22 protein-coding genes and 1 tRNA gene are annotated in these 25,913 nt (G+C 72.9%); 8 read left to right on the plus strand and 15 right to left on the minus strand.

The window, feature by feature from the left end:
- Nucleotides 1–32 precede the first annotated feature (32 nt).
- From ACGF3H_RS00550 to ACGF3H_RS00590, 9 genes are all read right to left on the minus strand, one after another.
- Complete coding sequence (locus ACGF3H_RS00550; RefSeq protein ID WP_362493961.1) at nt 33–1,550, minus strand: family 43 glycosylhydrolase; 1,518 nt, start codon at nt 1,548–1,550, stop codon at nt 33–35.
- Complete coding sequence (locus ACGF3H_RS00555) at nt 1,547–2,392, minus strand: PmoA family protein (protein WP_362493964.1); 846 nt, start codon at nt 2,390–2,392, stop codon at nt 1,547–1,549. Before ACGF3H_RS00555 ends, ACGF3H_RS00550 begins: the two co-directional genes overlap by 4 nt.
- A complete protein-coding gene (locus ACGF3H_RS00560) occupies nt 2,389–3,546 on the minus strand; it encodes a Gfo/Idh/MocA family oxidoreductase (protein ID WP_362493967.1) in 1,158 nt (385 codons plus the stop codon). Before ACGF3H_RS00560 ends, ACGF3H_RS00555 begins: the two co-directional genes overlap by 4 nt.
- The gene (locus ACGF3H_RS00565; protein ID WP_362493969.1) at nt 3,543–4,439 is read right to left on the minus strand and encodes a carbohydrate ABC transporter permease; all 897 of its coding nucleotides are present in this window, start codon (nt 4,437–4,439) and stop codon (nt 3,543–3,545) included. The genes ACGF3H_RS00560 and ACGF3H_RS00565 overlap by 4 nt, the downstream gene beginning before the upstream one ends.
- The gene (locus ACGF3H_RS00570) at nt 4,436–5,374 is read right to left on the minus strand and encodes a sugar ABC transporter permease (RefSeq protein WP_362493972.1); all 939 of its coding nucleotides are present in this window, start codon (nt 5,372–5,374) and stop codon (nt 4,436–4,438) included. Before ACGF3H_RS00570 ends, ACGF3H_RS00565 begins: the two co-directional genes overlap by 4 nt.
- A gap of 124 nt (nt 5,375–5,498) precedes the next feature.
- A complete protein-coding gene (gene araD / locus ACGF3H_RS00575; protein WP_362493974.1) occupies nt 5,499–7,229 on the minus strand; it encodes an L-arabinonate dehydratase in 1,731 nt (576 codons plus the stop codon).
- Entirely contained in the window at nt 7,226–8,134 is a 909-nt protein-coding gene (locus ACGF3H_RS00580; RefSeq protein WP_362493977.1) for a dihydrodipicolinate synthase family protein, read from the minus strand. Before ACGF3H_RS00580 ends, araD begins: the two co-directional genes overlap by 4 nt.
- Nucleotides 8,131–8,799 carry a GntR family transcriptional regulator gene (locus ACGF3H_RS00585; protein WP_362493979.1) on the minus strand — a complete coding sequence of 223 codons (669 nt, stop codon included), beginning with the start codon at nt 8,797–8,799 and terminating at the stop codon, nt 8,131–8,133. Before ACGF3H_RS00585 ends, ACGF3H_RS00580 begins: the two co-directional genes overlap by 4 nt.
- 692 nt (nt 8,800–9,491) lie before the next feature.
- Nucleotides 9,492–10,106, minus strand: a complete 615-nt coding sequence (locus ACGF3H_RS00590; protein ID WP_362493982.1) for a TIGR03086 family metal-binding protein — start codon at nt 10,104–10,106, stop codon at nt 9,492–9,494.
- A 139-nt stretch (nt 10,107–10,245) separates the two neighbouring features.
- Between ACGF3H_RS00590 and ACGF3H_RS00595 the strand changes: the two genes are divergently transcribed.
- Entirely contained in the window at nt 10,246–11,478 is a 1,233-nt protein-coding gene (locus ACGF3H_RS00595) for an MFS transporter (RefSeq protein WP_362493984.1), read from the plus strand.
- Between the two features lie 60 nt (nt 11,479–11,538).
- On the opposite strand, the gene ACGF3H_RS00600 is transcribed toward ACGF3H_RS00595, so the two are convergent.
- A complete protein-coding gene (locus ACGF3H_RS00600; protein ID WP_362493987.1) occupies nt 11,539–12,708 on the minus strand; it encodes a hypothetical protein in 1,170 nt (389 codons plus the stop codon).
- Complete coding sequence (locus ACGF3H_RS00605) at nt 12,705–13,676, minus strand: 5-dehydro-4-deoxyglucarate dehydratase (RefSeq protein WP_362493990.1); 972 nt, start codon at nt 13,674–13,676, stop codon at nt 12,705–12,707. Before ACGF3H_RS00605 ends, ACGF3H_RS00600 begins: the two co-directional genes overlap by 4 nt.
- A 245-nt stretch (nt 13,677–13,921) precedes the next feature.
- On the opposite strand from ACGF3H_RS00605, the gene ACGF3H_RS00610 reads away from it, so the two are divergent.
- The 7 genes from ACGF3H_RS00610 to ACGF3H_RS00640 all read left to right on the plus strand — a co-directional run bounded on the left by ACGF3H_RS00610 (nt 13,922) and on the right by ACGF3H_RS00640 (nt 21,451).
- On the plus strand, nt 13,922–14,731 hold the full coding sequence (locus tag ACGF3H_RS00610) for an NAD(P)-dependent oxidoreductase (protein ID WP_362493993.1): 810 nt from the start codon (nt 13,922–13,924) through the stop codon (nt 14,729–14,731).
- A gap of 284 nt (nt 14,732–15,015) precedes the next feature.
- A complete protein-coding gene (locus ACGF3H_RS00615) occupies nt 15,016–15,786 on the plus strand; it encodes a DeoR/GlpR family DNA-binding transcription regulator (protein ID WP_362493995.1) in 771 nt (256 codons plus the stop codon).
- A 78-nt stretch (nt 15,787–15,864) separates the two neighbouring features.
- Entirely contained in the window at nt 15,865–17,235 is a 1,371-nt protein-coding gene (locus ACGF3H_RS00620; RefSeq protein ID WP_362493997.1) for a sugar ABC transporter substrate-binding protein, read from the plus strand.
- A complete protein-coding gene (locus ACGF3H_RS00625) occupies nt 17,232–18,176 on the plus strand; it encodes a sugar ABC transporter permease (protein WP_362493999.1) in 945 nt (314 codons plus the stop codon). Before ACGF3H_RS00620 ends, ACGF3H_RS00625 begins: the two co-directional genes overlap by 4 nt.
- Nucleotides 18,173–19,048 carry a carbohydrate ABC transporter permease gene (locus ACGF3H_RS00630; RefSeq protein ID WP_362494001.1) on the plus strand — a complete coding sequence of 292 codons (876 nt, stop codon included), beginning with the start codon at nt 18,173–18,175 and terminating at the stop codon, nt 19,046–19,048. The genes ACGF3H_RS00625 and ACGF3H_RS00630 overlap by 4 nt, the downstream gene beginning before the upstream one ends.
- A complete protein-coding gene (locus tag ACGF3H_RS00635; protein WP_362494004.1) occupies nt 19,045–20,034 on the plus strand; it encodes a zinc-dependent alcohol dehydrogenase family protein in 990 nt (329 codons plus the stop codon). The genes ACGF3H_RS00630 and ACGF3H_RS00635 overlap by 4 nt, the downstream gene beginning before the upstream one ends.
- A gap of 214 nt (nt 20,035–20,248) precedes the next feature.
- Complete coding sequence (locus ACGF3H_RS00640; RefSeq protein ID WP_362494024.1) at nt 20,249–21,451, plus strand: TerD family protein; 1,203 nt, start codon at nt 20,249–20,251, stop codon at nt 21,449–21,451.
- Here ACGF3H_RS00640 and ACGF3H_RS00645 read toward each other — a convergent pair.
- The 4 genes from ACGF3H_RS00645 to ACGF3H_RS00660 form a co-directional block, all read right to left on the minus strand.
- Nucleotides 21,448–22,059 carry a helix-turn-helix domain-containing protein gene (locus ACGF3H_RS00645; RefSeq protein ID WP_362494006.1) on the minus strand — a complete coding sequence of 204 codons (612 nt, stop codon included), beginning with the start codon at nt 22,057–22,059 and terminating at the stop codon, nt 21,448–21,450. The two genes, ACGF3H_RS00640 and ACGF3H_RS00645, sit on opposite strands and share 4 nt — an antisense overlap.
- 161 nt (nt 22,060–22,220) lie before the next feature.
- Nucleotides 22,221–23,807, minus strand: a complete 1,587-nt coding sequence (locus ACGF3H_RS00650; RefSeq protein WP_362494009.1) for a TROVE domain-containing protein — start codon at nt 23,805–23,807, stop codon at nt 22,221–22,223.
- 360 nt (nt 23,808–24,167) lie between these two features.
- Nucleotides 24,168–24,247 (minus strand) — tRNA-Met (locus tag ACGF3H_RS00655).
- Between the two features lie 31 nt (nt 24,248–24,278).
- Nucleotides 24,279–25,739, minus strand: coding sequence for an alkaline phosphatase PhoX (locus ACGF3H_RS00660; RefSeq protein WP_362494012.1), 1,461 nt, complete (start codon nt 25,737–25,739; stop codon nt 24,279–24,281).
- Nucleotides 25,740–25,913: the final 174 nt, after the last annotated feature.

Below are 25,913 nucleotides of genomic sequence, written 5' to 3' on the forward strand. Positions count from 1 at the left end.
GCGGCTCCCAACAGGCGTACGGGTGGGGTGGGTCACTGGGGACGGATCCGGAACCGCGTGAACTCGGCGGCCCCGGCGTGTCCCTGGCCGGCGGGTGCCAGCGCGAACAGGCCGAGCAGGGCGCCGACCCAGCGCCACGGGGTGGCGGCGAAGACCTGGCCGGTGCTCCGGTGGCCGTCGCCGAGGTCGTAGGAGAAGCGGCAGCGCGCCCCGGGCGCCGTCTCGACGCGCAGCCGTACCCGCCCCGCGGGTGCAACACGGGGGTGGTCGGCGTCGCGTTCGGCCTCGGCCACCGACTCGGCGAACCGGTGCACCAGGTGCACCGCCCCGTCCGCGCCCCGCTGGAGACCGATCCAGCGGTAGGCGTCGCCGAGCACCGCCAGACCGGCCCGGGCACCCGGCTCCGTGCTGTCCAGGCGCAGCTCCACCTCGACGGCCGACGGCAGGCCGGGCAGCCGCTGCGTCAGGACGTTCGGCAGCTTGCGCAGGTCGTGCGCGTCGGCCGTGCGGACGCAGGCGAGCCGGAGCCCGTCCCCGGAGTGCTGGGTGGCCCAGCCGTCGCCGGGGTTGGCCGTCCACGACCACTGGCGCCCGTGACGTCCGCCGGGGAAGTCGTCGTCGGTCGCGGGCGCGGCGGGCGGCTGGGGCGGCAGGGCGGGACGCCGGTGGACGGTCACCGGGGCGCCGTCGTCGCCCAGCACCGGCCAGCCGTCCGTCCCCCAGGTCATCGGCTGGAGGTGGACCACCCTGCCGTACGCGCCGCGCTGCTGGAAGTGCAGGAACCAGTCCTCGCCGGCCGCGGTGCGCACCCAGCCGCCCTGGTGGGGGCCGTTGACGTCGGTGTCCTTCTGCTCGAGGACGACCTTCTCCTCGTACGGCCCGAAGAAGCCGCGGGAGCGGAAGGCGCCCTGCCAGCCGGTCTCCACTCCCCCGGCGGGCGCCAGGATCCAGAACCAGCCGTCGTGCCGGTAGAGCTTGGGGCCCTCCAGGGTGAACCAGCCCGGAATGCGGTCGGCGTCGACGATCACCTTGCCCTCGTCGAGGAGCTCGGTGCCGTCCGGGTGCATGCGGTGCCCGGTGAGGCGGTTCTTGACGCCGGAGCGGGACCGGGCCCAGGCGTGCACGAGGTAGGCGTCGCCGGTCTCCTCGTCCCACAGGGGGCAGGCGTCGATCAGGCCCTTGCCGGCCTTCACCAGGTGCGGCTCGGTCCACGGGCCCCGGATCTCGGGGGCGTTGACCTGGAAGACGCCCTGGTCGGGGTCGCCCCAGAAGATCCAGAAGCGGCCGGCGTGGTGGCGCAGGGACGGGGCCCAGACGCCGCAGTCGTGCCGGGGCGCGGCGAAGGCGTCCGCCGGTTCCAGGCGGTCCAGCGCGTGCCCGACCAGGGTCCAGTTGACCAGGTCCCGGGAGTGCAGCAGCGGCAGGCCGGGGGCGCGGCCGAAGCTGGAGGCGGTCAGGTAGAAGTCGTCGCCGGCGCGCACCACGTCCGGGTCGGACCAGTCGGCGTTCAGCACCGGGTTGGTGTAGGTCTCCGCGGTCTCGGGGGTCACGGGCTCACCGCCTTGCGGACGAGGGTCGCGGCGCCGTCGGCGTCGAGGCGGCCGTCGGCGACGACCGTGACGACGCGGCGGACGAGGGTGTCGCCGGGGGCGAGCGGGAGCCGCTCGTCGTGGGCCAGGGAGGAGCCGACGCCCGGGTACTCCTCGGTGCGCACGAACCACGGGTCGCGCCGGGTGCGGTCGGTGGCCCCGGCGAAGACCAGCGACCAGGTGTCGCCGGTGAGGGCGAGCCAGTCGGCGGTGCCGCCGTGGACCTGCTGTTCGCCCTCGCGGTCGGGGGTGAAGACGTGCGGGGCCGTGTTCTCCTTGCGGGCCCGCCAGAAGAAGCCGCCGTAGGCCGCGCCGGGGCGCCCGTTGGTGGCGGGGCTGCCGATGGTGAGGGGGTCCGGGGTGACGTTGGTGAGGGAGAAGGTGAAGTCCAGCGCCCAGGCGGTGTCCGTGAGCCCGGTGGCCGCGACGGTGCGGCGCTCGCGCAGCAGCTCGGTGCCGGCGGCGACCCAGCGCAGCTCCTCGACGAAGCCGTCGGGGTCGCGGAGCTGGAAGGCGGTGTGACGCTGCGCGCCGTGGTTGTCGAGCTCGGTCGGCCCCTGGTCGCGGACGTAGGTGCGCCCGCCCCAGAAGTTGTGGCCCTCGACGTCGGGAACGGCGACACCGACGCCGAGGTGATGGAGGTGGTCGGCGGGGCCGAACTCGGTGACCACGGTGCCGGCCAGGGTGGTGACGGGGTGCAGGTAGGGGCGCGGGGAGAGGCGGGCGGGCAGCTCGGGCCGGACGACGTACCGGCCGACGGGCCGGCCCGCCACGCGCAGCACCGGGGAGTCGGTGCCGGTCATCGGGTGCTCACCTCTTTCAGCGGGTGCTCCGTGCGCGGCGCCCAGGGGGCGCCGAGTTCGGAGTACAGGGAGAGGGTGTCGGCGGCGGCGGCCACGAGTCCGTCGATGCCGGGGACCGAGCGGCGGTTCTCGCCGGGGACCCGGTGCCAGGCGCCGTCGGGCAGCGGCTGCGGGTCCGGGGCCCGGCGGATGGCCTCCACGACCTGCATGAACGCGCCGGTCTCGTCCGGCGGGACCAGCAGGCCGGCGCCGGTGGTGAGGTGGTCGACCAGGTTCTCCAGCAGGTCGGTGCGGCCGTGGTCGTACTCCTCGGGTCCGTGGCCGGCGCGCTGGAGCAGGACGCGGTCCTGCTTGTACCAGAAGGTGATCCGGCCGCTGCTGCCGTGCACCAGGACGTACGGCTCGCCGGCCCGCTCGGCGCACAGGGTCGCGGCGACCGTGACGCGATGGCCCCGCGCGGTGGTGACGCGTACGCACGAGGTGTCGTCGGCCTCGATGTCGTTGGCGTGACTCAGCTCGGTCTCGATGCCGGTGACGTCCTCGGCGCGGGCGGTGCCGCCCAGTGCCAGGGCGGTGGCGACGGCGTGCGCGAGGGGGTTGGTCAGCGCGCCGTCGATCACGTCGGCGCCGTCCAGCCGCCGCCGGCCCGCCCAGGGTGCCCGGCGGAAGTAGGCCTCGTCGCGCACCCAGGCCCCGGCCCCGCCGACGCCCGTCACCTCGCCGACCGCGCCGTCGGCGATCAGCGAGCGGATCGCGGACACGGCGTGCGAGCCCAGCGACTGGAACCCGACCTGGCAGGCGACGCCGGCCTCGGCGACCCCGTCGGCCATGCGCCGGAACTCGGCGTACGACGGTGCCGGGGGCTTCTCGAGCAGCAGGTGCACGCCCCGGCGGGCGGCGGTCAGCGCGAGGTCGGTGTGGGTGGGGATCGGTGTGCAGATCACGGCGATCCGGGCGCCGGTGGAGTCGAGCAGGGCACCGAAGTCGGCGGACTGCTCGGGGAGTTCGCCGCCGGCCTCCTGTTCGGTCAGCGGGCTGAGCTCGCAGATGCCGGCCAGGCGGACCAGGCCCGCCCGCTCCAGACGGCGGATGTTGGCGACGTGCCAGCGGCCGTGGCCGCGGGCGCCGGCGAGGACGACGGGAACCCGGCTCATCCCTTCACCGCCCCCGCGCTGAAGCCGGTGATCAGCCACTTCTGGATGAAGGCGAAGACGATCACGACGGGGACGGCGGCGATGATGCCGCCGGCGGCGAGCGCGCCGAGGTCGACGCTGTCCGCGCTCATCAGGGTGTTGAGGCCGACCGGGATGGTCTGCTTGTCCTGGTTGTTGAGGAACATCAGGGCGAACAGGAAGTGGTTCCAGGAGTGCACGAAGGCGAAGGAGCCGACGGCGATCAGACCCGGCCGCAGCAGGGGCAGGACGACGACCCTGAAGGCCCGGAACCGGCCGCAGCCGTCGACCCAGGCGGCCTCCTCCAGGGAGTAGGGCACGTTCTTGATGAAGTTGCTGATGAGGATCATCGACAGCGGGAGCTGGAAGACCGTCTCGGCGATGATGACGCTGACCAGGGAGTTGATCAGCTTCAGCTCGGCGAAGATCTCGAACAGCGGCACCAGCAGCAGCGCGCCGGGCACGAACTGGGAGCAGAGCAGGGCGAGCATGAAGCCCCGCTTGACCTTGAAGTCGAACCGGGCGAGGGCGTAGCCGCCGGCCAGGGCGACGAGCGTCGTCATGACCAGGGTGGCGAGGCCGACCAGCACGCTGTTCTGGAAGAAGGTGCCGAAGCTGCGGTCGGTCCAGACCTTCTCGAAGTGCTCGAAGGTGATGGGCCAGGGCACGAGCGAGGTCGAGCCGGCGGGGCGCACCGCGAAGAGCAGGATCCAGTAGAACGGGATCAGCGTGAAGACCAGGTAGACACCGAGCGGCAGGTAGATCTGCCAGCGGGGGACCTCGTCCCAGGCGGGGCGCTTCTTGGCGGGGCGCGGCGGTTCCTGGCCGGCCCGCACGGGGGCGGGGGCGGGCGCGGGGGCCTCCTTGGTGATCACTTGTTCTCGCCTCCGAACTTGCTCAGCCGCAGGTAGACGATCGAGCAGAAGAGCAGGATCACGAACGCGACCGTGGTGAGGGCCGACGCGTAGCCGAAGTCGTGGGCGTCGACGCTGGTGTTGGCGATGTAGAGGGGCAGGGTCGTGGTCTCGCCCGCGGGTCCGCCGCCGGTCAGTGTGTAGAGCAGGTCGACGTTGTTGAACTCCCACACCGCGCGCAGCAGGGTGGACAGGATGATGGCGTCCTTCAGGTGGGGCAGCGTGATGTGCCAGAACTGTTTGATCCGGCTGGCCCCGTCCACCTCGGCGGCCTCGTACAGGTCCTTCGAGACGGACTGGAGGTCGGCGAGGATGAGGATGGCGAAGAAGGGGACGCCGCGCCACAGGTCGGCGACCACCGCCGCGGAGAACACGGTCGAGGTGTCCGACAGCCAGCTGGTGCCGTACGAGCCGATGCCCATGTCGGCGAGGTAACGGGTGACGCCGGTCTGGGAGTTGTAGAGCAGCACCCAGATCGCGGAGGTCAGCACGCCGGAGACGGCCCACGGGGAGAAGACCAGGGCGCGTCCGATCCCCCGGCCCACGAAGGTCTGGTTGACGATGAGGGCCAGCGCCAGGCCGAACAGCAGCTGGAGCCCGACCTCGACGAAGACCCACTTGGCGCTGAAGACGAGGGTGTCCCAGAACTGCGGGTCGTCGGTGAAGATCTTGACGAAGTTGTCGAGGCCAGCGAAGCCGTTCCGCCACGGCTTGGTGGGGTTGTAGTCCTGCAGGCTGTAGTAGAAGACGCTGATGACCGGGTAGGCGATGAAGCCCAGCATGAGGAGGGCGGCCGGACCGATCAGCAGGTACGGGAGCCTGCGCGGCGTGGCGGAGGCACGGCGGCGCCGCCGGGGTGGCACGGGCGGTTTCGCCACGGCTGCGGCTTGGGCCATGACAGTTCTCCGTTCTGGTACGTCGTGCGTGGGTGGTGCGCGTGCGGTGCGCCTGCGGCGCGGCGGCGCGGGAAGCGCTTTCTCCGGGTGCGTGGGTGTGCGGTGTCCTGCTGCCGCGGGGGGGTCAGCCGGCGTACGGGTCCTGCACCGTGCCCGGGCGGGCCAGGAACTCGAAGTCGCAGCCGGTGTCGGCCTGGGTGATCTGTTCGTTGTAGAGCGCGCCGTAGCCGCGTTCGTAGCGGGCGGGCGGCGGCGTCCACGCGGCCCTGCGGCGCTCCAGCTCCTCGTCGTCCACGTTGAGCCGCAGGGAGCGCGCCTCGACGTCGAGGGTGATCGAGTCGCCGGTGCGCACCAGCGCGAGCGGTCCGCCGACGTACGACTCGGGCGCCACGTGCAGCACGCACGCGCCGTAACTCGTGCCGCTCATCCGGGCGTCGGAGATCCGCACCATGTCCCGCACACCCTGCTTGAGCAGGTGGTCGGGGATGGGCAGCATGCCGTACTCGGGCATGCCCGGTCCGCCCTTGGGGCCGGCGTTGCGCAGCACCAGCACGCTGTCGGCGGTGATGTCCAGGGAGGGGTCGTTGATGGTGCGCTGCATGGTTCTGTAGTCGTCGAAGACGACGGCGGGGCCGGTGTGCTTGAGCAGGTGCGGTTCCGCGGCGATGTGCTTGATGACGGCGCCGTCCGGGCAGAGGTTGCCGCGCAGGACGGCGACCCCGCCCTCGCTCGCGACCGGGTTGTGCCGGGGCCGGATGACGTCGTCGTCGTGGACGAGGGCACCGGCGAGCTGCTCGCGCATCGTGTCGTGCGAGACGGTGGGGCGGTCCAGGTGGAGCAGGTCGGTGATGCGGGAGAGGAAGCCGGGCAGGCCGCCGGCGAAGTGGAAGTCCTCCATCAGGTACGTCTGTCCGCCGGGGCGGACGTTGGCCAGCACCGGGACGGTGCGGGCGATGCGGTCGAAGTCGTCGAGCGTGAGGGTGACGCCCGCGCGGCCCGCCATGGCGATCAGGTGGATCACGGCGTTGGTGGAGCCGCCGAGGCCGAGCACGGTGGTGACGGCGTCCTCGAAGGCGTCGGCGGTGAGGATGTCGCTCAGCTTGCGGTCCCGGTGGACGAGCTCGACGATGCGCAGCCCGGCTGCGGCGGCCATCCGGTCGTGCCCGGAGTCGACGGCCGGGATGCTGGAGGCGCCCGGGACCGTGACGCCGAGGGCCTCGGCGGCGGCGGTCAGCGTGGAGGCGGTGCCCATCGTCATGCAGTGGCCGGGCGAGCGGGCCAGGCCGCTCTCCAGTTCCTGCATCTCGCAGTCGCCGATGAGGCCGGCCCGCTTGTCGTCCCAGTACTTCCACATGTCGGTGCCGGACCCGAGGGTCTCGCCGCGCCAGTGCCCGGGAAGCATGGGCCCGGCGGGCACGAACACCGCCGGCAGGTCGACGCTGGCGGCGCCCATGAGCAGGGCGGGCGTGGACTTGTCGCAGCCGCCCATCAGCACGGCGCCGTCGACCGGGTAGGAGCGCAGCAGCTCCTCGGTCTCCATCGCGAGCAGGTTGCGGTAGAGCATCGGGGTCGGCTTCTGGAAGGTCTCGCTGAGCGTGGAGACCGGGAACTCCAGCGGGAAGCCGCCCGCCTGCCACACGCCCCGCTTCACCGCCTGGGCGCGGTCGCGCAGGTGGACGTGGCAGGGGTTGATGTCGGACCAGGTGTTGAGGATGGCGATGACCGGCTTGCCGAGGTGCTCCTCGGGCAGGTAGCCGAGCTGACGGGTGCGGGCGCGGTGGCTGAAGGAGCGCAGGCCGTCGGTGCCGTACCACTGGTGGCTGCGGAGCTGTTCGGGGGACTTGCCGGGCTTCATATCGCCCACCCCGCGGCGATGGCTGCGACCTCGGCGCGCTCGCTGTCGGGCAGCGGCTTGCTGGGCGGGCGGACCTCGCGGCGGCACAGCCCGAGGGAGGCGAGGGCCTCCTTGACGACGGTGACGTTGTTGGCGGAGCCGTTGGCGGCGCGCAGTTCCTCGAAGCGGCGGATCTGCTCCCAGACCTTCATGGCGGCCGGGTAGTCACCGGATCGAAGCGCTTCGATCATGTTCAGCGAAACGGCCGGGGCGACGTTCACCAGGCCCGAGGTGAAGCCGGTGGCGCCCGCGGAGAAGTAGGAGGGGGCGTACGGCTCGGCGAGCCCCGCCACCCACACGAAGCGGTCGAGGCCGGCGTCCCGGGCGAAGGCGGCGAACCGGGCCGCGTCGGGGACGGCGTACTTCACGCCGAGGACGTTGGGGCAGTGGTCGGCGAGCTCGGCCAGGCGGGCCCCGGGGAGCTGGGGGTTGCGCAGGTAGGGCACGACGCCCAGTTCGGGCACGGCCTCGGCGATCGCCCGGTGGTAGTCGACCCAGCCGCCCTGGGAGACGTAGGGGTGGACAGGCTGGTGGACCATCACCATCTGGGCGCCCAGCTCGCGGGCGTGCTGCGCGGAGGCGACCGCCGTCGGCACGTCGTGGCCGACGCCGACCAGGATGGCGGCCCGGTCGCCGGCCTCCTCGACCGTCAGCTCGGTGACGAGGCGGCGCTCGGCCGGGGAGAGGGCGTAGAACTCGCCGGTGTTGCCGTTCGGGGTGAGGGTCGTGATGCCGGCGTCGAGGAGACGACGCAGCAGGGCCCGGTAGCCGGCCGGGTCGACGGAGCCGTCCTCGGCGAACGGGGTCACCGGGATGGCCACCACGTCGGCCAGGGCCGCCCGCTGGGACTCGAACGTCGTTGTCATGCCTGACCGACCTCTTCCTGGGCCTCGGTTCCCGCGTGCGGGAAGGCCCGCTCGACGAACGACGCGATATGGGCGTGGAGGGCGCTCGCGGCGCCGTCCGCGTCGCCCGCGAGAGCGAGACGCAGGATCTCCTGGTGCTCGCCGGCCTCCCGTTCCCAGGAGGGGTCGGCGGCCCAGGCGACGGCCGAGACGAGGGCCGCCTGGTCGCGTACCTCGTCGAGCATCCGGCCGAGCAGCGGGTTGCCGCACGGCACGTACAGGGCGCGGTGGAACTCGCGGTTGGCGAGCGACCGTTCGGCGGTGTCCGTGGCCTGGTCGGCCCGGGACAGCGCGTCGCGGGCGGCGTCCAGGGAGGCGCCGCGGCGGACCGCGCGCTTGAGTGCCTCCGGCTCCAGGAGCAGCCGCACGTCGTAGACCTCGCGCGCCATGTCCGCGTCCACCATGCGCACGGTGGCGCCCTTGTACTGGCTCATCACGACCAGTCCGGTGCCGGCCAGGGTCTTGAGCGCCTCGCGCACCGGGGTCTTGGAGACCCCGAACTGTGCGGCGAGGTCGGTCTCGACCAGGGCCTGACCGGGCGTCAGGCGTCCGGTGAGGATGCGGCGTTTGATCTCCTCCAGCACGTACTGCGTGCGGGAGGGGATCGGCGTGGGCACAGAGGTCATGCGCGCCTCTCGGATCTCACATATCGCGTCTCATATATGACGTACGGAGTACGACGCGTTGAAGGTAGGAGGGGCGCGGGGCCGCGTCAATGCTTCTGACAAAGAAAGTTCGGGTGGCGCTCGGACGACGGTGCTGTGGCCCTCGCGCGCGGTGGCGGCCGGCCCGCCGAACGCCGCGGCGGCCCGTGCGGCCGCGGCCCCGGGGATGAGCGTGGGCCCGACATGCGTGAGGAGCAGACGCCGGGCGCCGGCCTCACGGGCGGTGCCGCCCGCGCCCTCGGGCGTCAGGTGCACCTGTTCGCGTTCGCGATGGGCGTCGATGTCCGCCTCGCACAGGGAGAGGCCGGCGCCGCGGGCGGGTTCCGTGAGGATCCGGCTGGCGCTGGCGGGCGGGCGGTGTCGCCGTCGTGCAGCGGCCTGAAGTCGAGGAACGCGGTGTCCGGGCGCCCGAGGAAACCGGTCGGACGCTCGGCGCAGCCCTGCGGGGCGTGGACGGGAACGGACGCGGGCGGGGGTCGTGCCACCGCAGGGAGCAGGCGTACGGCGCGGGCAGCGGGTCGGCGGTGTCCGCGTCGGGGTGGGAGATCCAGGTCGCGCTCAGCCGCCCCGACCGGTGTGCCGCTGCAACTTCGCGAACGTTCCGGTCCCGGTGCCCACCCACGCCCAGGCGCCCCCACGGCGCCCGCCGCCCTCTAGCGTGCGGGGCGGGTCCAGCCCGGGTCGCGGCCGCTCAGGCCCACCGTGCGGTCCAGCAGCGGAGCGTCGGCCGGGACCGGTACGGCGGGGCCGAAGATGCCGCCGCCCGAGTCGGGCTCCTCCGCGGCGGCGGTGAGGAAGCCGTGCGAGACCTGGAGCGCGGCCGGGTCGGGCGCGTACTCCTGGCCGGTGGCACGGGCCAGGTCCCAGCCGTGGATCACCAGCTCGTCGACCGCCACGGCGGCGGCGACCGCGCCGGGCAGGTCGACGCCGCCGGCCCGGGTCATGCCGGTCCAGGCCTCCGGGTCCCGCCAGGCGTCGGCGAGTTCGTCGAGCACCTTGGGCAGTTCCTCGCGCCAGCCGGGACCGAGGTCCGGCACGCTCGCGCCGGGGCTGGTGTCGGTGGTGGCGCCCAGGTCCTTGCGCGCGGCGTCGCGGAACGCGGCGGCCAGGCCGGTCAGGTGGCCGAGCAGGTTGCGGACGGCCAGGTCCGGGCACGGCGTCGCGTCCCCGAGGCAGGCGTCGCTCACCCCTTCCGCGAGGCGTGCCACGATCCGCGCCTGCGGTCCGAGGTCGAGCGTGGGGGCGGGGGCGGGGGTGTCCTGGGTCATCAGCTGCTCCTCGGTGACGCGTGACCGGCTCTCTCGGTAGGTAGACCGACGGGGGCCGCCGGACTCATCGGTCACGGGCCTCGCATCTAGGGCACCTGCCCGATGCCCTCCCCCGCACCTCAGCCCCACTGTGCCGGGTATGAAGGCAGAACCGACGCACCCGGGGAAGACGACGCGGGGGACCCGGCCTCTGACCCGCGTCCTGCGCGACCGCAACGCGGGGCTGTATCTCGCCGCGGTGGTGGTGTCCGGCTTCGGCACCTCCGCGCTGTGGCTGGCGTCCGGTGTGTGGGTGAAGGAGCTCACCGGATCGGACGGGCTCGCGGCCCTGTGCGTGCTCGCGATGTGGACGCCCACGCTGCTGGGCCCGGCGCTGGGCACCCTCGCCGACCGCGTCCGCCGCAAACCCCTGCTGATCGCCGGCAACCTGCTGCTCGCGGGCCTCCTCCTCACCCTCTTCGCCGTCGACTCTCCGGACACGGTGTGGCTGTTGTTCGCGGTGCTGTTCGTGTACGGCGCGGTGGGCGTCGTGCACGACGCGGCCGAGTCGGCGCTGGTCGCGGCGGCCCTCCGCCCCGGGCTGCTCGGCGCCTTCAACGGCCTGCGCACGACCGCGGCCGAGGGCGTGAAGCTCGTGGCACCCCTGGCGGGCGCGGGCGTCTGCGCGGCGTACGGCGGTGCGAGCGTGGCGGCGCTGGACGCGGCGACGTTCGTGCTGGCCACGGGGCTGTACGCCGCTCTGCGGGTGCGGGAGGCGCCGCCGGAGCGGCCTGCGGTGCACTGGCGGCGCCAGACGGCCGAGGGCGCCCGGTACCTGTGGGCGCACCCGCGGCTGCGCCCGCTCGTCCTCGTCGGCGGCGTCATGATGCTGTGCGCGGGCGTCTGCGGAGCCACGGTGTACGCCGTCGTCGACTCCCTGGGGCGCTCTCCCGCCTACGCCGGTGCGCTGTACGCCGTCCAGGGCGCCGGCTCGGTGGCGGCCGGACTGCTGGCCGGGCCCGCTCTGCGGGTGCTGGGCGGACGGCGGTTCGCGACGGCCGGGATCGCGCTGCTGGCGGCGGCGGTGGCGGTGCGGGCCGTCCCGTACGACGCGGTGGCCGTCGTGTCCTTCGCGGCGGCCGGCGCGGGCATGCCGGCGGTGCTGATCGCCGCCCTGACCGCCGTCCAGCACGAGACACCGGGGCCGCTGCTGGGCCGGGTCGCCGCGACGGCCAACACCCTGGTCCTCGCGCCGAACGTGCTCGGCCTGGCCGCCGGCGCGGCCCTGGTCGGGTCGGTCACCCTGCGGCTCCTGCTGCCGGTGCTGGGCGTGGTCCTGCTGGCGACGGCGGCGGCACTGGCCCGGCGCCCGGCGGCCACCGACCGGGCATGACCCGCCCGGGACGGCGGGCCCGGGAGCCGTCGCCGAGGCCGCGCGTCCCCCGCGCCCCGCTCACCCCGCCCGCAGCGCCGCCCGTACCGCCTCCAGGTCCGCGTCCGACGCCAGCCCGGCGTGGTACAGCCGGAGTTCCGTCGCGCCCAGCTCCCGCGCGCGGGTTGCGTCCGCGGCGAGGGTGTGCGGGCTGCCGCCCATGCCGGATACCACCGTGAGGTTGGCGGCCAGGACCGCACCGGTGCGGCGCACCTCGGCGAAGGGGGTCAGCAGGCCCGCGCCGCCCGTGCAGGGCACGGTCACGCCGTCCGCGACGGACAGGATGTGCGCGGGGTCGACACCGGCGTTGGCGCCGCAGTGGTACGACACCGGGTCGGCGTGCAGCATGACCTGGAAGCCGTCGGGTGCCGCGGCCCGGACGGCGGCGACCGCCGCCTCCTGGAGGGTGCGCGCGGTGTCGTCCCGCCACGCGCGCGTGGCGTTCGCCCGCGTTTCGCCGAGCAGCTTCTCCACACCCGCCCAGCCCCCGTCCGACGGCGCGGCCCCCCGCCACACCGGCTCCAGCGCGGCCCGCACGGCGGCGGCCAGTTCGTCGGGGTCGAGGCCCTGTGTGCCGTAGCCCGACCGGCAGTCCGGGCAGAAGCAGAGCGACATCAGGTACTGCCCGGCGTCGCCGAGACCGACCCCGCCGGTCTTGTCGTGGGCGTGCAGGTGCGCCAGCCCGTACCAGCCGAGGGACTCCAGTTCGGTGCCGCGCGCGCCGGGCCGCACCGCGGCCTCGGCGGCCAGGTCGACGAGGTAGGCGCGAGTGGCGGGCTGTGCGATGCACGGCGCCCAGGGGTAGCGGTCGCCGTAGGCGTTGACGACGGAGGTGTGCGGCTGTTCGGCGCCGAGGCGGGAGTTGTGGGCGAGGACCACCCAGGTGTGCACCTCGAGACCGGCGTCCGCGAGCGCGGCGGCGGCCTCGCCCCAGGCGTCGCCGGGCGCCCAGTCACCGGCCTCGTAGGGGCGGGGTCCGCGGCCCTCCCAGCGGGCGGCGTCCGGTGGGTAGAGGACGGCGGCGTACTCGGCGGTGACGACGCGGTGGCGCGGATGGCGGGGGGTGAGGGCGCGGGTGGAGTGGTAGGCGGCGGCGAGCGTCACCTGCTCGACGCCGATGCCCGCGACGAACCCGGCCGCCCCGGGGTCGCCGTTGACGTCCCACGGGTAGACGAACGCCGACGTCTTCACTTGCCCTCCCCCTCGTCGCCCGCCGCGCCCTCGTCGTCGAGCAGCGCGTGCCCCCGCTCGATGAGCTGAGCGAGCTGCTTCACATGGTCCTCGCTCGGCTCGTGCAGCGGCGCCCGTACCTCCCCCACGTCCAGTCCGCGCAGCCGTACGCCCGCCTTGACCAGGGCGACGGCGTATCCGCGGCCCTGGGCGCGCAGGTCGACGAACGGCCGGTAGAAGCCGTCCAGCAGGCGGTGCGCGGTGGCCTCGTCGCCCGCGTGGAGCGCCCGGTGGAAGGCGAGGGCGATCTCGGGGGCGAAGCAGAACACGGCGGACGAGTAGAGGGAGATGCCGAGGGCGCGGTAGGCGAGCTGGGTCTGCTCGGCGGTCGGCAGCCCGTTGAAGTAAAGAAAGTCCCCGCGGGGGGCCTCGGTGCGCACGGCGCTGACGATGCGCTGCATCAGGTCGAGGTCGCCGACCCCGTCCTTGAGGCCGATCACGCCGTCCGTGCGGGCCAGTTCGACGACCGTCTCCGGGGTGAACACGGCATTGTCCCGCTGGTAGACGATCACCGGCAGGGAGGTCGCGGCCGCCACCTCCCGGTAGTGCCGCAGCAGCCCCTCCTGACCGGCGACGACCAGGTACGGCGGCATGGCGAGCAGTCCGTCGGCCCCCGCCTCCTCGGCGAGCCGGGCGTAGCGCACGGCGAGCGCGGTGCCGTAGCCCGCGCCGGCGACGACGGGCACCCGCCCGGCCGTCTCCTCCACGGCCGCCCGCACGCAGACCTGGAACTCCTCGGGCGTGAGCGCGTGGAACTCCCCGGTGCCGCAGCAGGCGAACACGGCGGCGGCCCCGGCCTCGACGCCGCGGCGCACGTGCGCGCGGTAGACGTCGAGGTCGACCTCGCCGCCGGGGCCGTACGCCGTGACGGGGAAGAACAGCGGCCCGCTGGGGACAGTGAGCCGGGCGGCGAGAGGGGCTGAGGTCACGGGCGGTCCCCATTCCATATGTATGATCTGCGTCTATATTTCTGAACGGCTCCACGCTAAGCCGCCCCCGCGAGGCCGGTCAAGCGCACCAACGGCCGACACACCAGCGGATTCACCGCTTCCGCATCACCCCGCCCGGACACTTGACGGGCCGCGCCTCCCCTCCTTAGCGTGTCCACGCATATGAACGCCGTACGCGCATGCGTATGGCAGCCGCTTCGAGGAGACCCCAGGAGACCCCGAGGATGCCCGCTCCCCGCACCGTTCTGCTCACCGGCGCCGCCGGCGGCCTCGGCACCCTGATGCGGGACCTGCTCCCCGGCTACGGCTACGAGCTGCGCCTGCTCGACCTGCGCCCCGTCGAGGGCGAGCCGGACGCGATCGTCGCCGACCTCGCCGACCGGGACGCCGTGCGCGAGGCGGTCCGGGGCGTCGACGCGATCATCCACCTCGCCGGCATCTCCCTGGAAGCCTCCTTCGACAAGATCCTCAAGGCGAACATCGAGGGCACGTACAACCTGTACGAGGCCGCCCGCGAGGAAGGGGTCGGGCGCATCGTCTTCGCCTCCTCCAACCACGCCGTCGGCTACACCCCGCGCCCGCAGGGCGACGACCCCCTCATCCCGGTCGACACGCCGCGCCGCCCGGACACCTTCTACGGCGTGTCCAAGTGCTTCGGCGAGGACCTCGCCCAGCTCTACTGGGACAAGCACGGACTGGAGACCGTCTCGGTCCGCATCGGCTCCTGCTTCCCGGAGCCGACCAGCGTGCGCATGCTCTCGGTGTGGATGAGCCCCGCCGACGGCGCCCGGCTCCTGCACGCGGCCCTCACCGCGGAGAACGTCGGCCACACCGTCGTCCACGGCTCCTCCGCCAACACCCGGCTGTGGTGGGACCTCACCTCCGCGCGGGCGCTCGGCTACGAACCGCAGGACGACTCCGAGCCGTACGCCGAGAAGCTCGTCGCCGAACAGGGCGACCTCGACCCGGACAACCCGGCGCACGCCCGCCTCGGCGGCCACTTCGTGACCGACCCGCCGATCTGGCCGTACTGACCGGAAGACGACCCCACGACGGGCGGGCGGGCACCGAACGGGCCCGCCCGCCCCCGTATGCGGGCATCCGCACTGCCCGTTCTCACCCCGCGCACCGCTGCCTCCCAGGTCCGCGACGGGCACCCGGCAGTCGAAGCGGGCACAACCGGGCAGCATCGGGCCCGCAACAAGCCTGGTCAGTGCCGCGGAGCCGCTGTAGAACTTCACCCAGGGCCCGCCCAGGGCCCGCCCAGGGCCCGAACGGGCAAGGACGCGGCGACGAGGCGGTGAGGCGGGTGTCCGACATGGGCACGAGGACGGCGGAGGAACGGCAGCGCGAGATCGTGCGGGCCGCCCGCGCCACCGGTTCGGTCGACGTCACCGCGCTCGCGGCCGAACTGGGCGTGGCCAAGGAGACCGTACGGCGCGACCTGCGCGCCCTGGAGGACCACGGCCTGGTGCGCCGCACCCACGGCGGCGCCTACCCCGTGGAGAGCGCGGGCTTCGAGACCACGCTCGCCTTCCGCGCCACCAGCCACGTCCCCGAGAAGCGCCGGATCGCCTCCGCCGCCGCCGAGCTGCTCGGCGACGCCGAGACGGTCTTCGTCGACGAGGGCTTCACCCCGCAGCTCATCGCCGAGGCCCTCCCCCGCGACCGTCCGCTGACGGTGGTCACCGCGTCCCTGCCGGTGGCGGGCGCCCTCGCCGAGGCCGGCGCCATCTCCGTCCTGCTGCTCGGCGGCCGGGTCCGGCCGGGCACGCTCGCCACCGTCGACCACTGGACGACGAAGATGCTCGCCGGGTTCGTCGTCGACCTCGCCTACATCGGCGCCAACGGCATCTCCCGCGAGCACGGCCTGACCACCCCCGACCCCGCCGTCAGCGAGGTCAAGGCACAGGCCGTCCGCGCCGCCCGCCGCACCGTGTTCGCCGGCACGCACACCAAGTTCGGCGCGGTCAGCTTCTGCCGCTTCGCCGAGATCGGCGCGCTGGAGGCCATCGTCACCAGCACCCTCCTGCCCGCGGCCGAGGCCCACCGCTACTCGCTGCTCGGCCCCCAGGTCATCCGCGTCTGAGCACCACCCGCACGTCCCCGCGGGGCACCCCCACGCCCCGCACTGCCCCATATCTCCCCCTATGTTCAGGAGCGATCCATGCGAACCCAGAGCCGACGGAGGCCGCGAGCCCTGCTCGCCGCGGCCGCCGCAGGGACGCTGCTCGCCCCGCTGCTCTCCGGCTGCTGGGTCGGAGCGGGCGGAGCCGGGTCGGGCGGCGACGCCATCAACGTCCTGATGGTCAACAACCCGCAGATGACCGAGCTGCAGAAGCTCACCGCCGACCACTTCACGAAGGAGACCGGCATCGAGGTGAACTTCACCGTCCTGCCCGAGAACGACGTCCGCGACAAGATCAGCCAGGACTTCGCCAACCAGGCCGGCCAGTACGACGTCGCCACCCTCTCCAACTACGAGATACCGATCTACGCCCGCAACGAGTGGCTCCACGAGATGGACCCCTACGTCGCGAAGGACCCGGCCTACGACGAGAAGGACATCCTCGGGCCGATGCGCGAGTCCCTCACCGGCGACGACGGCAAGCTCTACGGGCAGCCCTTCTACGGCGAGTCGTCCTTCCTCATGTACCGCAAGGACCTCTTCGCCGCCAAGGGCCTGACGATGCCCGCCCACCCCACCTGGACCCAGGTGGCCGGCCTCGCCGCCGAACTGGACGGGGCCGAGCCGGGCATGAAGGGCATCTGCCTGCGCGGACTGCCCGGCTGGGGCGAGCTGATGGCACCGCTGACGACGGTCGTCAACACCTTCGGCGGCACCTGGTTCGACAAGGACTGGCAGGCCCGTCTCGATTCGCCCGAGTGGCGGAAGGCGACGAAGTTCTATGTCGACCTGGTCCGTGAGCACGGCGAGTCCGGCGCCGCCCAGTCCGGCTTCGCCGAGTGCCTCAACAACCTGACCCAGGGCAAGGTCGCCATGTGGTACGACGCCACGTCGGCGGCGGGCTCCCTGGAATCGGCCAACTCCCCGGTCAAGGGGAAGATCGGCTACGCGCCGGCCCCCGTGGAGAGGACCGACTCCTCCGGCTGGCTCTACACCTGGGCCTGGGGCATCCAGAAGGCGTCCCGCAACCCCGAGAAGGCCTGGAAGTTCGTCTCCTGGGCGTCGGGCAAGGAGTACGAGCAGCTCGTCGGCGACCAGGTCGGCTGGTCCGACGTCCCGGCCGGCAAGCGGGCCTCGACGTACGACAACCCGGCCTACCGCGCCGAGGCCGCCGCCTTCCAGGAGATGACCCGCGAGGCCATCGAGGGCGCCAAGCCGGGCGACCCCGGCGTGCAGCCGCGCCCCGCACCCGGCATCCAGTTCGTCGGCATCCCGGAGTTCACCGACCTCGGGACCAAGGTCTCCCAGGAGATCAGCGCGGCCATCGCCGGACGCCAGTCCGTCGAGGAGGCCCTGAAGAAGTCCCAGCAGCTCGCCGAGAAGATCTCCGAGGAGTACGAGGGACGATGACCGCCACGACCTCGGCCCCCGCGGCCGCACCCGAGAACGTCCGCACCACCGTGCGCCCGCCGTCCTCCCGGCTGAAGGCCTGGGCCACCCGGGCCCCGCTGCTCCCCGCCCTGATCTTCATGATCGCGGTCACCCAGCTGCCCTTCGTCGCCACCCTGGTGATCTCCCTCTTCGACTGGAACGCCCTCTACCCGGACGCCCGTCACTTCACCGGCCTCGCCAACTACGGCGACGTCCTCACCGACCCCGACCTGCGCCGGTCGGTGTGGACGACGATCCTCCTGACGGTGGCGGTGGTCCTGGTCAGTCTGGTCCTCGGCCTGGCCCTCGCCCTGCTCCTCGACCGCCGCTTCACGGGCCGGGGCGTGGTCCGCACCCTGCTGATCGCCCCGTTCCTGGTCGTGCCCGTGGCGGCCGCGCTGCTGTGGAAGCACGTCCTGTACAACCCCGAATACGGTCTGCTCAACGGCCTGTTGCACTACGTCGGAGGTCCGCAGCCGGACTGGATCTCGAACACCCCGCTGCTCGCCGTCGAGGCCTCACTGGTGTGGCAGTGGACGCCGTTCATGATGCTCATCCTGCTGGCCGGACTGCAGAGCCGGGACCAGCAGCAGATCGAGGCCGCCCGGGTGGACGGCGCGAGCGACTGGCAGATCTTCGTCCACCTCACCCTGCCCCACCTGCGCCGCTACCTCGAACTCGGGGCCCTGCTCGGCTCGATCTACATCGTCCAGAACTTCGACGCGGTCTTCACCCTCACGTCCGGCGGCCTGGGCACGGCCAACCTGCCCTACACCGTCTACCAGAGCTTCTACCAGGCCCACGAGAACGGGCTCGCCTCGGCCGCGGGCGTCCTGGTCGTCCTCGGCTCGATCGTCATCGCCACCTTCGCGCTGCGCGTGGTGTCGTCCCTGTTCCGCGAGGAGGTGTCCCGCGCATGAGCACCACCGCCGTACGCCCCGCCGCCGTACGCCCCGAGGCCGCACGAGTCCGCCGCAGGGGCGGCGCAGGCCTGGGCCTGGTCGCCTGGCTGGCCGGGATCGTCTTCTTCCTGCCCATCGCGTGGATGGCCCTGACCTCCTTCCACTCGGAGGAGGACGCCGCCACCAACCCGCCGTCCTTCGCCGCCTCGCTGACCCTGGACGGCTACCGCGAGTTCTTCGGCGCGGGCGGCGGCGCGAGCCCCTGGCCGGCGCTGGTCAACTCGGCGGTGGCGTCCGTCGCGTCGACCCTGTTCGTCCTGGTGCTGGCCCTCCCGGCCGCGTACGCGCTCTCCATCCGCCCGGTGAAGAAGTGGACCGACGTCCTGTTCTTCTTCCTGTCCACCAAGATGCTGCCGGTGGTGGCGGGCCTGCTGCCGATCTACCTGTTCGCCAAGAACACCGGCATGCTGGACAACATCTGGCTGCTGGTCATCCTCTACACGTCGATGAACCTGCCGATCGCGGTCTGGATGATGCAGTCCTTCCTGGCCGAGGTCCCCGTCGCCATCATCGAGGCGGCCCGGGTGGACGGCGCGAGACTGCCGACGATCCTGGTCCGGGTCGTGGCCCCCATCGCCCTCCCGGGCATCGCGGCGACGTCCCTCATCTGTTTCATCTTCAGCTGGAACGAGCTGCTCTTCGCCCGGGTGCTGACGGGCGTGGTCGCCGAGACCGCCCCCGTCTTCCTGACCGGTTTCATCACCAGCCAGGGCCTGTTCCTGGCCAAGGTGTGCGCCGCGTCGCTCGTCATCTCCCTGCCGGTGCTCGCCGCGGGGTTCGCCGCCCAGGACAAACTGGTCCAGGGCCTGTCGTTGGGAGCCGTGAAATGAAGGCCGCCGTCATCGAGTCCGTGGGCCGTGCCGTCGTCACCGAGGTCCCCGACCCGGCCCCGGGCCCGCGCGAGGTCGTCGTCGAGGTCGCCGCCTGCGGCCTGTGCGGCACCGACCTGCACATCCTCCAGGGCGAGTTCGCGCCCAAGCTCCCGATCGTGCCGGGCCACGAGTTCGCCGGCGAGGTGGTCGGCGTGGGCACCCGGGTCACGGAGGTGTCCGTCGGCGACCAGGTGGCCGTCGACCCCTCCCTCTACTGCTACGAGTGCCGCTACTGCCGCACCGGCCACAACAACCTCTGCGAACGCTGGGCGGCCATCGGCGTCACTACGGCGGGCGGCGCCGCACAGTACGCGGTGGCGCCGGTCGCGAACTGCGTGAAGCTTCCCGAGCACGTCCGCACCCAGGACGCGGCGCTGATCGAGCCGCTCTCCTGCGCCGTCCGCGGCTACGACGTCCTGCGGTCCCGCCTCGGCGCCCACGTCCTGATCTACGGCTCCGGCACCATGGGCCTGATGATGCTGGAGCTGGCCAAGCGGACCGGTGCGGCCAGCGTCGACATGGTCGACCTCAACCCGGCCCGGCTGGAGACCGCCCGCGGCCTCGGCGTCTCGGCCTCGGCGGCGACCCCGGACGAGCTGGACCGCCCCCAGGGCTGGGACCTGGTCATCGACGCGACGGGCAACGCGGCGGCGATCCAGGACGGGCTGGACCGGGTCGCCAAGGCGGGCACGTTCCTCCAGTTCGGCGTGGCCGACTACGCGACGCGGGTGCAGATCGACCCGTACCGGATCTACAACCAGGAGATCACCATCACCGGCTCGATGGCGGTCCTGCACAGCTACGAGCGCGCGGCGGAACTGTTCGCGAACGGCGTCCTGGACCCGGACGTCTTCATCAGCGACCGCATCGGTCTGGACCGCTATCCGCAGGCGCTGGAGCAGTTCGCGGCGGGAGTGGGCAGGAAGATCGTGGTGGTGCCGTAGCGCTCGTCAGCCGACGTCCGGCACACCCAGCCCGTCCGGTGCTTGAGGACGAGGCCCGTTCAGGGCCGAAGCAGGGGTCTGGGGGCGCAGCCCCCGGGACGGGAAGGGAAGGGGGCGGCGGGGGCGAGAACCCCGAGACCGCCGCCCCCACCCCGAATGGCCCCGGGTAAGGGAACGGTAAAACGCCCCCGCTCGTTCACCCGGCATGACAGCTATGACCCCCGGCTCGAACATCCCCCTCTCCGCCGCCCGCGTGACGGTGGACGTCACCGCCCCCGTGCGGCTCGACGTATCGGGCCTGCTGCTCACCGCCGACGGCAAGGTGCGCTCAGACGACGACTTCATCTTCTACAACCAGCCCACCGGCCCGGGCGTGACCTACCGCTCCGGCGGCGGCACCGCCCCGGACGCGATCACGGTCGACACCGCGGCCGTCCCGCCGGGCATCGAGAAGATCGTCGTCACCGCCAGCCCGGACGCCGCCGGCCAGACCTTCCAGGGCATCGAACCGACCGCCACCATCCGCAACGCCGACGACAACGCCGTCCTCGCCACCTTCACTCCCCCGCAGCTCGGCACCGAGACGGCACTCGTGATCGTGGAGGTCTACCTGCGCAACGGCGCCTGGAAGGCCCGCGCCGTCGGCCAGGGCTACGCCAACGGCCTCGCGGGCATCGCCACCGACTTCGGTGTCACGGTCGAGGAGCCGGCGGCCCCCGCCCAGCCGGCCCCGCCGCAGACGGTCACCCCGCCGCCGGCCCCGCCCGCCGCCGCGCCCACGATGCCCGCCGCTCCCCCGGCCCCGCCGGCCGCCCCGCCCGCGCCCGCCGCGGGCACCGGGAAGATCAACCTCGACAAGGGCCGGGTCAGCCTCCAGAAGAACCAGACGGTCTCCCTGATCAAGGGCGGCACGCCGCTGCTGTCCCAGGTCAGGATGGGCCTCGGCTGGGAGCCCGCCTACCGCGGCAAGGACATCGACCTGGACGCCTCGGTCATCGCCTTCGGCCCGCAGCGCAATCACATCGACAGCTGCTACTTCGGCAAGCTCCAGATCGTGAACGGCGCGATCCGCCACTCCGGCGACAATCTCACCGGTGAGGGCGGCGGCGACGACGAGGTGATCACCGTCGACCTCGGCCGGCTCCCCATGGACGTCACCGGCCTGGTCTTCACGGTCAACTCCTTCTCCGGCCAGAAGTTCACCGAGGTCGCCAAGGCCTACTGCCGTCTGCTGGACGGCACGACCGGCGAGGAGCTGGTCCGCTTCGACCTCACCGGCGCGGAGCCGCAGACCGGCGTGATGATGGCGAAGCTGATCCGCCAGTACTCCGGCGAGTGGGAGATGACCGCCATGGGCGACTTCGTCAAGTCCCGCACGGTACGGGGCATGGTGAAGCCGGCCGGCCAGGCCCTCTAGAACGACGGACGACGGGAGCCAGGGGCCGCCGGCACCGACGGCCGCCCCCACGTCCGCGTCAGCCCCTCCATGAGCAGTGACAGGTACCGCCGCACGGCGGTCCCGTCGACCTCACCGGCCGACTCGGCCGCCGTCACCAGCCCGTGCACCAGCCGCAGCACCTCGATCGGCTCGACGTCCCGCCGCAGCGCGCCCGCCTCCTGGGCCGCCCGCACGAGCCGTGCCGCCGCGCGCCGCACGCAGTCGCCGCACGCCGGTCCGCCGCGGGTGACGGCCGTGTCCAGCAACGCCTTCAGACCTCGCACCCGCAGCATGCCGACGGCGAGCTCGTCGAGCCACGCGACGAGCGCCTCGCCCGCGGGCCGCCCGGCCGCGATGACGTCGGCGCGGGCGGCGATGGCCTCGATCCGCTCCAGATAGGCGGCCTCCAGCAGGGCCTGACGTGTCGGGAAGTGCCGGTACAGGGTGCCGACGCCGACCCCGGCGCGCTTGGCGATGTCGTCCAGCGAGGCGCCCTGCCCGTGCTCGGCGAAGGCCTCCACGGCCACCGCGAGCAACCGCTCCCGGTTGCGCCGGGCGTCCGCCCGCATGGGCCTGACCTGCGCCATCCCGCTACTCCCTGCCCGCCGGGGAACCTCCCGGGCAGCCTACCGCGCGGGGCTCGCCCGGCCGGGTGAGCGGCCCGGTGAGCGGCCCGGTGAGCGGCCCGGTGAGCGGCCCGCGGCCCGCACCCGCCGTGCGGGGGTGCGGGCCGCGAGGGCCGGTGCCCTCAGGCCGCGGCCCAGGGCCAGTCGGCGTCCCGGGCGGCCTCGAGCAGCGGCACCATGCGGAAGGCCGCGTCCGAGAGGCCCCCGAAGGTGTGCCGGTTCGCCCGGCCCGACGGGCCGTGGCCCGCCCGGTACCCGGCGAGGTTCCAGGTGTAGACCGGCACGTCCGCCGGCACCTGCTCGGTGGGGTCGCCGTGCCGGCTGTACGCGTACTGCTCGTCGGTGACGATCAGCACCCGGTCGTGCTTCCGGTAGTGCCGCCGGACGGCCTCGGTCGTGTCGGTGCCGCCCAGGTCGCCGAAGCGGCCGAGGACCTTCAGCACCGACTCGCCCCGGCGGAACGTCACGCGATCGCTGGAGCTTCCGAACTCGACGAGGTCCGCGTCCGCCGCGCGCAGGGCGAGCGCCGTGCCGAAGACCGCCGCCGCGTCGGCCCGGTTGAGCTCCGAGCGGTCCGACATCCGGGAGTAGAACATGGAGCCCGAGCGGTCCACGAGGACCAGTGTCCGGCCGGGCAGCGCGGGCACGTTGGCCAGCGAGTGGCCGAGCGCCTGCTCCAACGGGTACGACCAGCGCAGCGACGGCGCGTGCCGGTACGCGGCGAGGTAGCGGAAGGGGAACTGCCGCGAGCGCGCCACCTGCTCCGGGTCACCGATCCGGGCCGCGACCTGCGCGGCGACCTCGTCGGACACCCCGGCCTCGTCGAAGTTGCGCAGGTTCCTGACCAGCGCCATGGCGCCCATGGACGGGATCACGGCCTCCCAGGCCGCCTTGTCCATCGGGCCCTGGAGCCAGCCGGCCAGCATCTCCCAGGTGATGCCCGCCGCCGCGAGCCGCTCGGCACCGTCGGGTGCGGTGACGACCGCCCGCCGCCGTTCGACGGGCAGCGCCATCAGCTCGCGGTGCGCGACCAGGACGCGGTTCGACGCGGGCGGCACCGCGGTGTCGGGGTTGTGCCGGCGGTCCAGCGCGTACTGGAACAGCTCGCCCTGCCACGGCTTGTCCGGGTCCGGCGCCGCGTGCACCAGGTTGAGGATGTCGCCGAAGCGGTACCCCTTGGACGCGGTGTCGTACTTCAGCAGCGACCTGCCGTGGTAGAGCCGTCGTACGGCGTCGGCGATCCCCCGCTTGACCGGCTTGGGCACGGCGCGGCCGTACGTCGCCGTCCAGTAGGCCAGCAGTTCGCCGGGCTCGTCGGGCCGCTGGAGCACGGAGGCGACGACCTCGCGGTTGGTGGGGCCGTCGGTGGCGCCGGCGTCGAGGCGGGCCTTGACGTACTCGGCGGCGCCGACGATCGAGGCGGTGCGCAGGTTGCCCTCGCCGCGCAGCCAGCCGAGCAGGCCGGCCGTCCAGGACGGGTCGGTGAGGGCGAGTTCGCGCACGAGCGCGGCGAACCGGTCGTCGCGGTCCGCTCCGGACTCGTAGAAGGTCTGCTGCGACACGAAGTTGGCGACCGCGAGCAGGAAGAGCTCGGAGCGCGGGTCGCGCTCGCGGCCCCGGCCGCCCTGGTGGGTGGTGAGGACCCGGCCCGTCGACGTCACGCGGGAGGCGGGCTGCGCCTTCGCGGACCTGGTGTTGAATCGCGCCATGATGAATTCCCCCCGAATTCGTCCGGAGGGAGGCGTGGCGAAAGGAGGGTGCCCGAGGTCGGAATCGACTGCGGGACTTTCCGGATGCTCTGCCGATTGAGCTACACCGACCCGAAGTCGGTGACGGGATTCGAACCCGCAGCATTCCGGTCGAAGGAAGTATCCGCTGCCTGCGCACCGGGCACCCTGCCGTTCGCTGCGCCTCCCGAGATCAAGTCGGCCGCGGCATCGGGTTCTTTTTGGAGAAGAAGTAGCCGCGGCCCTCGCACCGGGAGGTGCGTGAAGTTTTCGGTGTCCAGAGTTCAGGTCGGCGGAACCGACAAGGTGCTCTAACCCCTGAGTTACACCGGCGCGTTGTGCCGGAGACGGGACTCGAACCCGTGACCGCCCCATTATGAGTGGAAGTAGGTCCTGCCTTCGCACCTGGACGTTCATCACTCTAAAAGGGCGGCCACCGGTCGGGCGAGCGAATTAATTGCCGCGCTTCTGCCGCTTCCACGGCCCGGTGATGGCCAGCATGATGCCGGGCGTCTGGATGTTGGCGTACAGGGTCCGGCCGTCGGGCGAGAAGGTGACGCCGGTGAACTCGCTGTACTCGGGCCCCTCCTCGGAACCGATGTTCAGCTCGTTGCGGGCGATGGGGTAGGTGCGGCCGCTGTCCGTGGCGCCGAACAGGTGCTGGACGCCCTCGCCGTCCTCGGCGATGACGAGACCGCCGTAGGGCGAGACGGTGATGTTGTCGGGGCCGTCGAAGGCGCCGTCGGCGGCAGGATCGGGGTTGACGCCGAGGAGCACCTTCAGGGTGAGGGTGCGGCGCTTGGGGTCGTAGAACCAGACCTGTCCGTCGTGCTGCCGGGGGCTCTCGTCGCGGGCGAAGGACGAGACGACGTAGGCGCCGCCGTCGGCCCACCACATGCCCTCCAGCTTGCGGGCGCGGGTGACCTGGCCGTCGGTGAACTGCTTGCGCACGGAGGTGGTCTTCGCGTCCCGGTCGGGGACCTCGACCCAGTCGACGCCGTAGACGGTGCCCGTCCTGGTGGCGCGGGAGAGGTCGTCGACGAACTTGCCGCCGGAGTCGAAGCACTTGAACGCCTCGAGGACGCCGGCGTCGTCGGCGAGGGTGCGCAGCCGGCCCCGGCCGTGCCGGAAGCCCTCCGGCGGGGTCCATCGGTAGAACAGGCCGTTGGGGCCGGAGGCGTCCTCGGTGAGGTACGCGTGCCCGCGCTTGGGGTCGATGACGACGGCTTCGTGGGCGTAGCGGCCGAGCGCCTTGATCGGCTTGGGGTTCCGGTTGGCGCGGCGGTCCTCGGGGTCGACCTCGAAGACGTAGCCGTGGTCCTTGGTCATGCCGTTCTTGCCGGCCTTGTCCTCGGTCTCCTCGCAGGTCAGCCAGGTGCCCCACGGGGTGCTGCCGCCCGCGCAGTTGGTGGCGGTGCCGGCGATGCCGACCCACTCGGCGACGTGGCCGCCGCGGCGGACCTCGACGACGGTGCAGCCGCCGGCGGCCGCGGGGTCGTAGACGAGGCCCTCGGTGAGCGGCACCGGGTGGTCCCAGTCGGCGCGGGGGCCGGCGAGTTCGTGGTTGTTCACGAGGAGGGTGGCGCCGCGCGGGCCCTCGAAGGTGGCGGTGCCGTCGTGGTTGGAGGGGGTGTACTCGCCCGTCTCCAGCTTGGTGCGGCCGCAGTAGGTGACGATCTCGTACCGGAAGCCGGCGGGCAGGGCGAGGATGCCGTCCGGGTCGGGGACGAGCGGTCCGTAGCCGACCCCGCCGTGGTCGTGACCGTGGCCGTGGCCGTGCGCGTCCGCGCTCTCGGTGTCGGTGGACGCGAGGGCCTGCGGTGCGGTGGCGAGGGCGCCGACGCTGCCCGCCAGCACGACTCCGGCACCGGTGAGTGCGGATCGACTGGCGAAGTCCCTGCGGGTGAGCGACATGGTGTCTCCTGTGACGATGAGCGTGCCGTGGAGGGTGGCGGACCTCGGTTCGGCGTCACGCTGTCGCCCACGCCTGAACAACACCTGAACTGCACACGACCACCCCCTGCCCACTTGAGTGAACCCACACGGCAACTCACCACCGCGAGCCATCACGCCGTCACCGCGGGCAAT

Origin of the sequence: Streptomyces sp. NPDC048185 (genome assembly GCF_043202495.1) — a bacterium.
In the GTDB taxonomy this organism is placed as follows: domain Bacteria; phylum Actinomycetota; class Actinomycetes; order Streptomycetales; family Streptomycetaceae; genus Streptomyces.

What these genes read in the sequence shown, in the direction of transcription:
- ACGF3H_RS00555 (WP_362493964.1), bottom strand. Translation starts at nt 2,392, where the DNA reads ATGACCGGCACCGACTCCCCGGTGCTGCGCGTGGCGGGCCGGCCCGTC.
- ACGF3H_RS00560 (WP_362493967.1), bottom strand. Translation starts at nt 3,546, where the DNA reads ATGAGCCGGGTTCCCGTCGTCCTCGCCGGCGCCCGCGGCCACGGCCGC.
- ACGF3H_RS00570 (WP_362493972.1), bottom strand. Translation starts at nt 5,374, where the DNA reads ATGGCCCAAGCCGCAGCCGTGGCGAAACCGCCCGTGCCACCCCGGCGG.
- araD (WP_362493974.1), bottom strand. Translation starts at nt 7,229, where the DNA reads ATGAAGCCCGGCAAGTCCCCCGAACAGCTCCGCAGCCACCAGTGGTAC.
- ACGF3H_RS00580 (WP_362493977.1), bottom strand. Translation starts at nt 8,134, where the DNA reads ATGACAACGACGTTCGAGTCCCAGCGGGCGGCCCTGGCCGACGTGGTG.
- ACGF3H_RS00585 (WP_362493979.1), bottom strand. Translation starts at nt 8,799, where the DNA reads ATGACCTCTGTGCCCACGCCGATCCCCTCCCGCACGCAGTACGTGCTG.
- ACGF3H_RS00590 (WP_362493982.1), bottom strand. Translation starts at nt 10,106, where the DNA reads ATGACCCAGGACACCCCCGCCCCCGCCCCCACGCTCGACCTCGGACCG.
- ACGF3H_RS00595 (WP_362493984.1), top strand. Translation starts at nt 10,246, where the DNA reads ATGAAGGCAGAACCGACGCACCCGGGGAAGACGACGCGGGGGACCCGG.
- ACGF3H_RS00610 (WP_362493993.1), top strand. Translation starts at nt 13,922, where the DNA reads ATGCCCGCTCCCCGCACCGTTCTGCTCACCGGCGCCGCCGGCGGCCTC.
- ACGF3H_RS00615 (WP_362493995.1), top strand. Translation starts at nt 15,016, where the DNA reads ATGGGCACGAGGACGGCGGAGGAACGGCAGCGCGAGATCGTGCGGGCC.
- ACGF3H_RS00620 (WP_362493997.1), top strand. Translation starts at nt 15,865, where the DNA reads ATGCGAACCCAGAGCCGACGGAGGCCGCGAGCCCTGCTCGCCGCGGCC.
- ACGF3H_RS00625 (WP_362493999.1), top strand. Translation starts at nt 17,232, where the DNA reads ATGACCGCCACGACCTCGGCCCCCGCGGCCGCACCCGAGAACGTCCGC.
- ACGF3H_RS00630 (WP_362494001.1), top strand. Translation starts at nt 18,173, where the DNA reads ATGAGCACCACCGCCGTACGCCCCGCCGCCGTACGCCCCGAGGCCGCA.
- ACGF3H_RS00635 (WP_362494004.1), top strand. Translation starts at nt 19,045, where the DNA reads ATGAAGGCCGCCGTCATCGAGTCCGTGGGCCGTGCCGTCGTCACCGAG.
- ACGF3H_RS00640 (WP_362494024.1), top strand. Translation starts at nt 20,249, where the DNA reads ATGACCCCCGGCTCGAACATCCCCCTCTCCGCCGCCCGCGTGACGGTG.
- ACGF3H_RS00645 (WP_362494006.1), bottom strand. Translation starts at nt 22,059, where the DNA reads ATGGCGCAGGTCAGGCCCATGCGGGCGGACGCCCGGCGCAACCGGGAG.
- ACGF3H_RS00650 (WP_362494009.1), bottom strand. Translation starts at nt 23,807, where the DNA reads ATGGCGCGATTCAACACCAGGTCCGCGAAGGCGCAGCCCGCCTCCCGC.
- ACGF3H_RS00660 (WP_362494012.1), bottom strand. Translation starts at nt 25,739, where the DNA reads ATGTCGCTCACCCGCAGGGACTTCGCCAGTCGATCCGCACTCACCGGT.